The sequence below is a fragment of the Mesorhizobium sp. M7A.F.Ca.US.002.01.1.1 genome (assembly GCF_004022955.1).
GTDB classification, from domain to species: Bacteria; Pseudomonadota; Alphaproteobacteria; order Rhizobiales; family Rhizobiaceae; genus Mesorhizobium; species Mesorhizobium ciceri.
This window is the reverse complement of sequence record NZ_RZQE01000176.1, coordinates 1-11012: the sequence shown is the minus strand read 5'-3', so window position 1 is coordinate 11012 and position 11012 is coordinate 1. Positions and strand designations below refer to the sequence as shown.

General features: G+C 60.9%; 15 protein-coding genes, 1 tRNA gene and 1 pseudogene. 12 read left to right on the top strand and 5 right to left on the bottom strand.

The features are described 5' to 3' along the window. Positions 1-157: pseudogene (locus EN932_RS39740) on the bottom strand (outer membrane assembly protein BamE); the annotation flags it as partial. 114 nt (positions 158-271) lie between these two features. Here EN932_RS39740 and EN932_RS18135 point away from each other — a divergent pair. From EN932_RS18135 to EN932_RS37995, 8 genes are all read left to right on the top strand, one after another. Continuing rightward, the gene (locus EN932_RS18135; RefSeq protein WP_063167769.1) at positions 272-820 is read left to right on the top strand and encodes a ubiquinol-cytochrome C chaperone family protein; all 549 of its coding nucleotides are present in this window, start codon (positions 272-274) and stop codon (positions 818-820) included. Further along, positions 817-1365, top strand: coding sequence for a DUF177 domain-containing protein (locus EN932_RS18130; RefSeq protein WP_027162417.1), 549 nt, complete (start codon positions 817-819; stop codon positions 1363-1365). The genes EN932_RS18135 and EN932_RS18130 overlap by 4 nt, the downstream gene beginning before the upstream one ends. A gap of 112 nt (positions 1366-1477) precedes the next feature. Next, positions 1478-2548 (top strand): phosphate acyltransferase PlsX, encoded by a 1071-nt coding sequence (gene plsX, locus EN932_RS18125; protein WP_024504675.1) that lies wholly within the window; start codon positions 1478-1480, stop codon positions 2546-2548. A gap of 9 nt (positions 2549-2557) precedes the next feature. Continuing rightward, positions 2558-3529: a beta-ketoacyl-ACP synthase III gene (locus EN932_RS18120; RefSeq protein WP_024504674.1), complete on the top strand. Its 972-nt coding sequence runs from the start codon at positions 2558-2560 to the stop codon at positions 3527-3529. Between the two features lie 103 nt (positions 3530-3632). After that, on the top strand, positions 3633-3956 hold the full coding sequence (locus tag EN932_RS18115; RefSeq protein WP_013532231.1) for an integration host factor subunit alpha: 324 nt from the start codon (positions 3633-3635) through the stop codon (positions 3954-3956). Positions 3957-4081: 125 nt separating this feature from the next. After that, a complete protein-coding gene (locus EN932_RS18110; RefSeq protein WP_063167770.1) occupies positions 4082-4621 on the top strand; it encodes a MerR family transcriptional regulator in 540 nt (179 codons plus the stop codon). An 85-nt stretch (positions 4622-4706) separates the two neighbouring features. Beyond that, complete coding sequence (locus EN932_RS18105; protein ID WP_013532229.1) at positions 4707-5009, top strand: hypothetical protein; 303 nt, start codon at positions 4707-4709, stop codon at positions 5007-5009. Positions 5010-5114: 105 nt separating this feature from the next. Next, positions 5115-5462: a hypothetical protein gene (locus tag EN932_RS37995; protein WP_164753443.1), complete on the top strand. Its 348-nt coding sequence runs from the start codon at positions 5115-5117 to the stop codon at positions 5460-5462. 89 nt (positions 5463-5551) lie between these two features. Here the strand turns inward: EN932_RS37995 and EN932_RS18095 are convergent, their stop codons facing one another. Beyond that, the gene (locus EN932_RS18095) at positions 5552-6166 is read right to left on the bottom strand and encodes a hypothetical protein (protein ID WP_027162415.1); all 615 of its coding nucleotides are present in this window, start codon (positions 6164-6166) and stop codon (positions 5552-5554) included. On the opposite strand from EN932_RS18095, the gene EN932_RS38945 reads away from it, so the two are divergent. The 4 genes from EN932_RS38945 (at position 6147) to EN932_RS18075 (ending at position 9129) form a co-directional block, all read left to right on the top strand. Beyond that, positions 6147-6731, top strand: a complete 585-nt coding sequence (locus EN932_RS38945; RefSeq protein ID WP_245460911.1) for a helix-turn-helix transcriptional regulator — start codon at positions 6147-6149, stop codon at positions 6729-6731. The genes EN932_RS18095 and EN932_RS38945 overlap by 20 nt on opposite strands. Before the next feature lie 187 nt (positions 6732-6918). Next, on the top strand, positions 6919-7380 hold the full coding sequence (locus EN932_RS18085; protein WP_127368450.1) for a YbaK/EbsC family protein: 462 nt from the start codon (positions 6919-6921) through the stop codon (positions 7378-7380). Positions 7381-7603: 223 nt separating this feature from the next. Then, a complete protein-coding gene (locus EN932_RS18080; protein ID WP_127368451.1) occupies positions 7604-8536 on the top strand; it encodes a hypothetical protein in 933 nt (310 codons plus the stop codon). A gap of 134 nt (positions 8537-8670) precedes the next feature. Continuing rightward, positions 8671-9129 carry a hypothetical protein gene (locus EN932_RS18075; protein WP_127368452.1) on the top strand — a complete coding sequence of 153 codons (459 nt, stop codon included), beginning with the start codon at positions 8671-8673 and terminating at the stop codon, positions 9127-9129. Between the two features lie 281 nt (positions 9130-9410). Here the strand turns inward: EN932_RS18075 and EN932_RS18070 are convergent. The 3 genes from EN932_RS18070 to EN932_RS18060 form a co-directional block, all read right to left on the bottom strand. Next, positions 9411-9487: transfer RNA gene (locus EN932_RS18070), tRNA-Pro, on the bottom strand. A gap of 56 nt (positions 9488-9543) precedes the next feature. After that, the gene (locus EN932_RS18065; protein ID WP_127368453.1) at positions 9544-10812 is read right to left on the bottom strand and encodes an O-antigen ligase family protein; all 1269 of its coding nucleotides are present in this window, start codon (positions 10810-10812) and stop codon (positions 9544-9546) included. Beyond that, a partial coding sequence (locus EN932_RS18060) for a sugar transferase (RefSeq protein WP_206618944.1) occupies positions 10809-11012 on the bottom strand: 204 nt, incomplete at its 5' end. The genes EN932_RS18060 and EN932_RS18065, both read right to left, overlap by 4 nt.

Below are 11012 nucleotides of genomic sequence, written 5' to 3'. Positions count from 1 at the left end.
GGTCTATGACGTAACCTTGCGTCAGCGTCTCACTCGGGCTGAGGTCGCCGATCATCTTGGAGGTGTGGCAGGCCGATAGTGCCGAAACGATCATCAGCAGCGAGATCGCGCCGGCGGGCCTGGACGAGAAGGTCGACTTGAAATTCAGCGCGCGCAACAACAACTCCATTAGCTGGCCGCAACTTGCGCTGGGCCGCGAAACCGGTAAACCAGCTTGCTTGCCGATGCAACAAGCCCACTTCAACAAACGGTCCCCAGGAGACCATCCCCAATGTTCCAGCGCTTTTTTGGCCGCGAACGCTACGCCAACCGCGCTATCACCGAGGCGCTTTACGCACAAATCGTGGCGGCGGCGCGGCAGACGGTGTTTTATTCCCACTGGAATGTGCCAGACACGCCGCTTGGCCGTTTCGAGATGCTGTCGCTGCACATGTTCCTGTTCCAGCACAGGTTGCGCGGTGAGAGCGGTGCGGCGCAAGAGGTCGCCCAGGTGCTGATCGACGAGTTCTTCCTCGACGTCGACCATTCGTTGCGGGAATTGGGCATTGGCGACGTTGGCGTGCCCAAACGCATGAAAAAGCTGGCAAAGATGTTTTATGGCCGAACCGCTGCCTATGACGATGCCCTGGAAAGAAACGACCATGAAGCGCTGACCGCGGCTCTTGCCCGCAATGTCCGGCCCGACGCGGGCGCCTGGCTGGAGGCATCGCTGCTGGCCAACTATGTTACCGACGCGCGCAATCATCTGGCCGCGCAGACATCCGAATCGATTGTCTCCGGCACGCTGACCTTTCCCGCCGCCAAGGAGGTTGAACAATGAAGCATGTGGACCCGCAAAGCCCGGTCTCCTTCCGTGCAAACATCACGCGCCTGCCGCAAAAGGGCCTGCCGCTGGTTATCGAAGCCGATGCCGCACAGCGTGCGGCACTGGCCGAGGAGCACGGGTTGATTTCGGTCGAATCCTATCGCGCCGAGCTTCTGGTCGCGTCGTGGAAGCGCAATGGCGTGAAGATAAGCGGTCGTGTCGAAGCCGACATCACCCAGGCCTGCATCGTCACGCTCGAGCCTGTCGAAGCGCATATCGACGAACCGGTCGAAGCGCTTCTGCTGCCCGAGGATTCCAAGCTTGGACGGCAGGGTTTCGATGGTGGCGGCGAGATCCTGCTCGACGCGGAAGGCCCTGACAGTCCAGAGACATTTTCCGGTGACACGATCGATGTCGGGGCACTCGCCGAACAGTATTTCGGGCTCGCCATCGACCCCTATCCGCGTAAGCAGGGCGCATCGCTCAACGCCGGCAGCGAGACCGAACCGGCGGAGAATGAATTTCAGCAAAAACTGCGATCCTTGCTGGGAAAATCCTGAAAAGCTCGCCCGCGACGGAAAAGTCGGTTGTGTGGCAGCCCAAAACCGTTATTTTCGCCGAACCTTCGCGGTCGCTAAACGACCTGCCGCCTAACCGTGAGACAAATACCGCGTGATCAGGATTTCCATCGATGCCATGGGCGGCGATCACGGACCAGCCGTGGTCATTCCAGCGCTCATGACGGTCGCGACCCGTCGTCCCGACATCCGCTTCGTCATCTTCGGGCGTGAGGAGGTCGTGCGCCCGGAGCTCGCCAAATTTCCCAAGCTTGCCGAGATCAGCGAATTCTTCCATTGCGAAATTGCGGTCAGGATGGACGACAAGCCGAGCCAGGCGCTGCGCCACGGCCGCTGGAAGTCATCGATGTGGAAGGCCGTCGAAGCGGTCAAGGCCGGCACGGCCGACGCCTGCATTTCCGCGGGCAACACCGGTGCGCTGATGGCGATGTCGAAATTCTGCCTGCGCACCATGGCCACCATCGATCGCCCGGCGATCGCAGCCCTTTGGCCGACATTGCGCGGCGAAAGCGTGGTGCTGGACGTCGGCGCGACCATTGGGGCCGATGCGCAACAGCTCATCGATTTTGCCATTCTCGGCACCGGCATGGCGCGCTCGGTCTTCGGCATAGCCCGGCCCAGCGTCGGCCTGCTCAATGTCGGCGTCGAGGAGATCAAAGGCCAGGAAGAGGTCAAGGAGGCGGGGCGCATGCTGCGCGAAGCCAACATGGCCTCGATGAACTATCACGGTTTCGTCGAGGGCGACGATATCGGCAAGGGCACGGTCGACGTTGTGGTGACCGAGGGCTTCGCCGGCAACATCGCTCTGAAGACCGCGGAAGGCACGGCGCGCCAGATAGCGGGTTATCTGCGCGCCGCGATGAGCCGCACCCTGATGGCCAGGATCGGCTACGTCTTCGCTAAGGGCGCCTTCAACCGCTTGCGCGAAAAGATGGATGTCGGCCGCTCCAATGGCGGCGTTTTCCTGGGGCTGAGCGGGATCGTCGTCAAAAGCCATGGCGGTGCTGATTCTGACGGGTTCGCCGCCGCGATCGAACTCGGCTATGACATGGTCCGCAACAACCTCCTCGACCGTATCGAGGCCGATCTGGACCTGTTTCATGCGCGCAACCCGCGCGCCCTGTCATCTAGGAAATCCGACGTCGTCACCGACGCAAAGGAATAGGAAAGAACTTTGATCAGATCAGTCGTGCGCGGCACGGGCGCCGCGCTGCCCCGCCGAATCATGAAGAATGCCGATTTCGAAGGCATGGTCGAGACCTCCGACGAGTGGATCGCCCAGCGCACCGGCATTCGCCAGCGCCACATCGCGGGCGATGACGAGACGACGGCTTCGCTGGGGGAAGCGGCGGCACGTGCCGCACTTGCCAATGCGGGCCTCACGCCCGCCGACATCGATCTGATCGTGCTGGCGACCTCGACGCCCAACAACACGTTTCCGGCCACCGCCGTCGAGATCCAGAACCGGCTCGGTATGCATCACGGCTTTGCCTTCGACATGCAGGCGGTCTGTTCGGGTTTCGTCTATGCCGTGACCACCGCCGATCTCTACATCCGCGGCGGCCTGGCCAAGCGTGTCCTGGTGATCGGGTCCGAAACATTCTCGCGCATTCTCGACTGGAGCGACCGGTCGACCTGTGTGCTGTTCGGCGACGGCGCCGGTGCCATGATCCTGGAAGCGGGCGAGGGCGCGGGCACGATCGCCGACCATGGCGTTCTGGCGGCCAGCCTGCGCTCCGACGGCACGCACAAGGACAAGCTTTTTGTCGATGGCGGGCCGTCGACGACGGGTACGGTCGGCCATCTCCGGATGGAGGGCCGCGAAGTCTTCAAGCACGCGGTCGGCATGATCACCGACGTCATCGAGGCGACGTTTGCGCAAGCCGGTATCTCAGCCGAGGATCTCGATTGGTTCGTGCCGCACCAGGCCAATAAACGAATTATTGACGCTTCCGCCAAGAAGCTCGGGATAGCTGAGCAAAAGGTGGTGGTTACGGTCGATTTGCACGGTAACACCTCGGCTGCTTCCGTGCCGTTGGCGCTGTCGGTGGCCGTTGCCGACGGCCGCATCAAGAAGGGCGATCTCGTCCTCCTGGAAGCGATGGGTGGCGGCTTCACCTGGGGCGCTGTCCTGGTTCGCTGGTAAGTGCCGAACGGTCCAGTTTCGGTCCTTGACCTTGACGGATCAATTACTTAGGCTCTGCCGTTGTTGTGCCGAATTTTATGTTTTGAGCTGATGGGACGGTCGCATGGGGGGAAAGACACTTACGCGCGCCGACCTTGCCGAGGCAGTTTACCGGAAGGTCGGCCTGTCGCGCACTGAATCGGCCGAACTCGTCGAAGCGGTGCTGGATGAAATCTGCGAAGCCATCGTGCGCGGCGAAACGGTGAAGCTGTCGTCCTTCGCGACATTCCACGTCCGCTCCAAGAACGAGCGTATCGGCCGCAATCCCAAGACCGGCGAGGAAGTGCCGATCCTGCCGCGTCGGGTGATGACCTTCAAGTCGTCCAACGTGCTGAAGAGCCGTATCTTGCGCTCCCATCAGAGCGGCAAGGCCAAAAGCGGCAAGTAATCCTACTGCGCGGTTGAAAACCGCCGCCGCCATGACGCCGGGCTTGAATATTGCTTCATAAACCGCTGAAATAAGCCCCGATTCGGCAGCTAGGCCGGATCATCGTCCAGCGTGAGGATTCGCCCATGGACAAGAGCCCCGACGCCTTTCGTACCATCAGCGAGGTCGCCGAAGATCTCGATTTGCCGCAGCATGTGCTGCGCTTCTGGGAAACGCGTTTCAACCAGATCAAGCCGATGAAGCGCGGCGGCGGCCGTCGTTACTACCGGCCGCAGGATGTCGAGCTGATCAAGGGCATCCGCCACATGCTCTACGACCAGGGCTACACCATCAAGGGCGTGCAGAAGCTGTTGCGCGAGAACGGCAACCATTTCCTGGTTGCCATCGGCAATGGCGACATGGCCGCCGTCGAGGCGATCTCGCAGCGAAGGCAGGCTGACCAGGTGCCGCTGACGCCGGCGGCCCAGCCGCGCAGCATGGACGACGAACTGGTCGGCCAGCCGCGCGTCAAACCCAGCCGTCGCTTTTTCGGCCTGGGCAAGAGCGACGAGGACGGTCCGGTGCAGCCGGATGCATCGAAACTCTCGCGCGACAACAGGGCCTTGCTGCAGGAGGCGCTGTTCGACCTCCTGGAATGCAAGCGCCTGCTTGATCAGGTGCGCTGACCGCAGCCCGACGCGATAGTTCGAAACCGGAACCCGTCTTCCGGTGAGGCGTTACGTTTCCTTCTGCAAGTGAAGGAAACACATCATGGCATCATTTTCGACCCTCTCGGACATCGATCTCGACAGGCAGGTCGCGGCTCTCACCAAAGAACTGGCCAGCTTGAAGAGGGCTGTGGCAAGGCGAGGCGGCGCCTACTACGAGGACGGTCGCGATGCAGCCTTCGACACCTATTCCGATCTTGCGGGGCGTCTGCGCGACGCCATGCCGGCACTGCGCAAACAGGGCAGGGTGATCGAGAGGTCGGCCCGCGACCATCCGGCGGCTGCCGCTGCTGTCGGCCTTGTGGTGCTCGGTCTTGTCGCCAGTCTGCTGTTCAGCCGGCGCTGAGGCGGTGCTTCTGATGGTGGAGATAGCTGGCGCCGTCATTCGACGAACTTGGTGCGCCCAAATCGTGTCGAGCTGACGCGCCGCAATGCCAAGGGACGACCGGCCTTGGACAGGGAAGCCAAGGCCGGTCTTCTCGGTGGCAGTCTGCGGTGCTTAGGCCTTGTTTCCGATCACATGGTGGTGGTGGCGGTGATGATGGTGATGGCGGACATGGTGGCGATGATGATGGTGGTGACGATGATGCTTTGCCATCGGCGCCGCATCCGCACTCGTCGCACCGATGACGGGCACCGTGAAAGCCAATGCAACTGCAAGCCCGAGGGCCGAGAGGAGGGACTTCTTCATGGATCGTTTCCTTTTGTTTCGCGGGCGCATATGGATCGGGGCGATAGCCCGCCCGCCGCGAATGGAATTACGCGCCTGAATTTTTTCGTCAGTATTTCCCGATTGTAGAATTTTGTTTCTGGACTGTTTCTGCCCAATCCAGCCTCCCGCCACCATGCACGGCAAGATCGAGAGGCGGCCATTGGCCGCCTGTCCGACTACATCGGCGGCACGACGCCGTTGGTTCCGACCACGACGCGGCTGGCGCTGAGTGCGCCGTCACTGCCCCGCTCAGCGGTGACAAAGACCGTCGCACCCGGCTTGAGGTCGGTCGGCGTCGCCGGCGCGAAGGTGACGACAGGGGTGGTGTCGGGAATCGAAATCTTCTTGGTCTGGCCATTGTCATAGGTCAGCGTGACGGATCGCCCGCTTATATCGGTAACATCGGCGACGGTGCCGTTGGTCATCCGGCTGTTTGGCTGCAGGTCCCAGGGGCGGTCACCCTCGCCAGTGCCTTTCAGCGCGGCCGGGAAGACCACCACCTCCAGGGCGCCGCTGCCGCCATCCGCTTTCGATACGGAGGCAATGCCGAGGAAATCGCCCTGCTTGATGTCCGTTGCCGAGGCGTTGGCGACGCCCGAGATCTTCCAGCCGGCCTTGAGCTTGATCGCGTCGGTATCGCCCTGGCGGGTTTTCACGGTGAGCAGCGTGGGCTTAAAACTGACCACCGTGCCGCGCACACGAAGCGCGCCTGCGGCTTGGGCGGCGCCCGCGCCGGCGACGGAAAGGCTGGAAATCGTGCCGAGCACGACCATGACTGTCTTCAAGTTCATTGCAAAAAATCCTTCCGGGAGAGAACTGGCTGGAACCGGATGGTTTCGCGCCAGCGACCCGGAGATAACGAATGGGCGCGGCGAAACTGCCGGCAAAAGGCCAATCAGGCCTTCAAAACAACTTGATCGCGACGTGTGCGCCAGAGGCCGCGCCAGGCACCCGGTTCACGATCCCGTGACGGCCATTTTGGCCCTTGGCAAATCACCAGTGAGAGGGCATCTTCCCGACCGTCTCAGGCAACACTCCTCATTTGATCAAACTCTTTCAGTCATGGAGTTGCCAATGCCCCATAATGCGAAAAGCGAACCCCACTCCGAACCGGCAACCAACGGGAGCGGGCCAGATTACAACACCCTCAGAGCGATGCGGGAGACCCGCGGTTACAGCGTGGAAGAGCTCTCCCTGACATGCGGCCTGGCGGTGGACGAGATTGAGGATATCGAAAGCGGCAGAGTGACCGATCCGTCGAAGCTGCGTCGTATTGTGTCCGCGCTTCACCTTCCCCAGGAAGCTCTGATCACCCCGGCTGCGCCGCCGGCGGCGCAAGGTCGATCGCTGGCGTAGACCCGCACCAGGCATTCCAGAGAACCCGCCAAGGCCCTCTTGGCGGGTTTCTTTGTACCTGCCGCAGCGTCTGCTTCAGCCTGGCGCTTGCCGATTTGTATGCCGCGCGTGCTTATATGCGCGGCGGCCCCGGCTGCTGGACAGCAATCCGCCGTCCTTCAAGTTTTTGAACCATGGGTTTTTCGATATGAGCCTGGACTCCGTTCGTGCGTTCTTCGCCGCCCACGCGCCTGACATCGACGTCATCGTCACGGAGGCGAGCTCGGCGACGGTGACCCTGGCGGCCGAGGCGCATGGCGTGCTGCCGGCGCAGATCGCCAAGACGATCTGCCTGCGCGTCGGCGACCGCACCATGCTGGTGGTGACCAGCGGCATCGCCAGGCTGGACAACCGCAAGTTCAAGGACCAGTTCGGCGGCAAGCCGCGCATGCTCGACGCGGCGGAAGTTGTCGAAGCGACGAGCCACCCGGTCGGCGGCGTCTGCCCGTTCGGCCTGCCGGCGCCGCTGCCGGTCTATTGCGACGTATCGCTGCGCGAATTTGACGAGGTCGTGCCCGCGGCAGGCGCCACCAATGCGGCGGTGCGGATCAGCCCGCAGCGCATGGTTGAGCTAATCGGCGCCGAATGGGTCGATGTGTGCCAGGGGTAGCCCCTCGACGCTTTGGGATGGAAAGTTCACGACGCATCTCGCGTCATTAACTTGGAGGATACGCCGCCCGGCGCATTGACATCACGGTATCCTGCAGCCAGCAGGGCGGCCGCGACATCGGCGGCTTCTATCCCATCAAGCAGACCCCGATGCTTGATCGATCTGGACTTAGGCTTTGCTTTCCTGCGAGCACAGCTGAGGATCGCGCTGAGGCGCGTTGGGTATGGTCCCTGTTGCGGGGACCCTGTGGAAAGCGTGCGCCCATGACGAATCTCGTCATGTCAGCCAAGTGAATCGGCTATTTGTATTGGTGATTGCCGGCGGCAATCCACCAAAGGATGCGCAGTTCAAGGATTCTTCCGTGGTAAACAGCATTTCGAGGGCGATAATTTTGACGGCCGCAGTCTTTCTTGCTGTTAGCGCCATCTGGCAAGGTGCACATGATGCTTGCAGTCCTGTTGCGCATTACGGACTCTGCCAGTTCTCCTCCAATTTCCACTGGGAGTGGCTGTATGACTACCAAACACTAATCGCGGGCTTGGTTGCTTTGGCTGGCGCCTGGTGGGGCGTGCGCGCAATCAATATGCAAATGAGGCAGGAGATTTGTCTTGAAGCCGAGAGGCTGGCAAGCCGCAGAGCGGCAGCCCGCGCCACTCTGCCGCTATCGCTAAGCCTCCTTTCCGAATACGCCGAAGAGTGCGCCTCGATACTAAGAAGCCTGCTAGACAGGTGTGTTGATGGATCGCTTCCACGATCAGTCAAAGTAAAAGATTTTCCTACGCCTCCGGCCGAAGCAATTCAGGCTTTTAAGGAAATGACGGAGGTGTCGCTTCCGACCGACAGGGAAACATTGGCGGCCACTCTGACGAAAATACAGATTCAGAGGTCGAGGATAAGCTCGATAGTCCCCAAAAGGCGCCCGGAGCGAATGATCGTGGCGGCCGCCAATTTGGAAGAATACATTCTCGACGCTGCCGAAATTTACGCGCGGTCCGCTGCGCTGTACGATTACGCGAGGCGTAAAACCGAAAAAATTCCAGATGCAGTAGTTACCATAGATTCGCAGATCAGCGCGCTCAATAACCTTGGGATTTTTGACGAACTGCGAGAGAGGCTGGTGGCTACGCTGAGAAGACGAGCCAAGCAGCCGGATTAGACCCGCCCTCACTTCCAGGCGGCAAGCTGCCGCTGATGTTGCTATCATTCAAAGAACGGTAACGCCAAGCCAGCGCATTGCCGTTCATCCTGCGCTGAGATCGCCGCGCCATAAGAGATAGGGGCTTCCTAAGCATGCACCCGCTTCAATTCCTCAAGGACTTCGTAGAACCATCGGTTGCCGAGTGGGCGGCCCAGGACCTGAGCGTGCGGCATGCCATAATCGCACTGGGTGAAATTGATAATCTAGCCGAACACTTCATCCGGCACACTAATCCAATCGCGCAAAAAGTCAGCTTGGAGCGGGATTCCCTCGGCTCGGCCGTGCCTGCGTTGGCCATCGCACGGGACATACACGACACTCACAAGCACGGAGCACTAGGCAGAAAAACAGCAACGATCACTCGGGGCCAAAAACCAACCAAAGCTCAGCGCGGTGGGGGATTTTCAGCTGAAACGTTCAGTTCAGGATTCGATATTGGTGAGCCTGCTCTTGTGGTGACAGAGGATGACCAGACCCGGCAATTCTTGGATGACGTTATTGGGGAGGCCATGAGGTATTGGCGAGCCGAGATTGCGAAGCTCCCAGTTTAGCAGGGAATGGATCTCGTAAAATGCTTTGAGCTCCGAGCATCCTGCTCATCTGCAGGCGGCGACCAGCCGACATTCTGAAAATCTGCGGGTGCTTTGAAAGACACTGGTTGAGCAAATCTCAGATCGCCAATGCGCACGGATGCAGAACATCCAACTGTCCAGTTCGGGACTTTTCTCGGGAGTCCTGTTCCGAGACTGGCGATTTGAGTGCCCTTCGTTCCGAAAAGGGAAAAGGCGCTTCCGGCGCCTTCGATAAAAACTAGGGGCTTCAAGGAAACTAATGGTCGGAGTGGCCGGATTCGAACCGACGACCCCTTGACCCCCAGTCAAGTGCGCTACCGGGCTGCGCTACACTCCGGACCGGTCGCGATGTATCGTGATAACCCCGTGCGGGTCAACCGAATTCCGCGACTTTTATCCCGCTGCGATTGCCGGTGCCGGCGAGCCCTGAAAGGCAGGCCGCAACAACCGCTGGTGCCTGTATTCCAGAGCGATGGCGCCCCAGATCAGGCCGAGCAGCAGGTACACGTGGCGCCAGTGGTCGATGTCGATGAAGGTGCCGAGCCCGATATTGCCGATGAAGGCGACATAGGCGCACAGGAGATAGGGCTGCCACGGCCGGTCGCGCAGCAGGATGCGGAAGCCGGCTGCTATCGTCCACAAGACGAGCGCGAGGAACGACACGAAGCCGAGCCAGCCATAATCCATCAGCATCTTCAGCCAGATGTCGTGGGTGTCTTCACCGAAGATCGTGCCGAAGACCAGCGGGCCGATGCCGAACGGATGCTCCATCGCCATCTGGAAGCCGATGCCGTAGCGGGCGAAGCGGCCGAGCCGGGCGGTGTCGTAGCTCTGTTCGAGATGGGCACGGTTGGAGAACATCTCCGACACGCCGGGCAGCTGCAGGATGACGATCATGGCGACGACCAGCAGCGCCAGTGCTGCAATCGTCATCACCACCACGCGCAGCCGGAACATGCCGCTGGCGCTCTGCAGGAACAGGCAGCCGGTGAGCAGGACGGCCGAAACGGCGAACATGCCCCAGGCGCCGCGCGAAAAGGAGAAGAAGATGCCGGCGGTGATGATCAGCAGTGGCACCGCCAGCAGCGGCATGCGCGTCACCGGTCCGGTCAGGAGCAAATAGAGCAGATAGATGCCGGGCAGCACCAGGAACGGTCCAAACACGTTCGGATCCTGGAAGGCGCCGGCGGCACGGTCGTATTTGGTGAACATCTCGGCGCCCGGAAAGGCATGGAAGTAGCCTGCAATGCCAAGCAGCGAGGTGGCCACGGCCGAAACCACATAGGCAATGAAGATCAATCGGTAGAGGCTCGGCTGTACGGCTGTGATCGATGCGAAGAACACCGCGCTGAAGGCGAGAAACAGCGACACGGCGAGATAGAGCGGCGTGTTGGCGAGGTCCGCCATCTGCGTCATGGAGATCATGCCGCCGATGTTCATCGTCACCAGCAGCACCAGCAGCGGCGTTGCCGCGCGGGAAATCCGCAAGCCGAAAAGCGCCCAGATGGCAATCAGCCCCGCCATGTAGAGCTCATAGGGCGCCGGCTCGCTGATGACGAAGCCGGACAGCAGAATGCCGATGAAGACCGCGCCCGAGGAAATCAGCGCGACCAGCTTGGCGTTGACCACGACCTGCGGCAGATCATGGCTGATCGCGCTCAATAGGCGTTTTCCGTATTGAGCAGCCGGAGCGGCGTCAGGAACAGGATCCGCAAATCGAACAGCAGCGACCAGTTCTCGATGTAGTAGAGATCATACTCCGTGCGCATGCGGATCTTCTCGTTGGTGTCCATCTCGCCGCGCCAGCCATTGATCTGCGCCCAGCCGGTGACGCCGGGCTTGACCTTGTGGCGGGCGGAAAA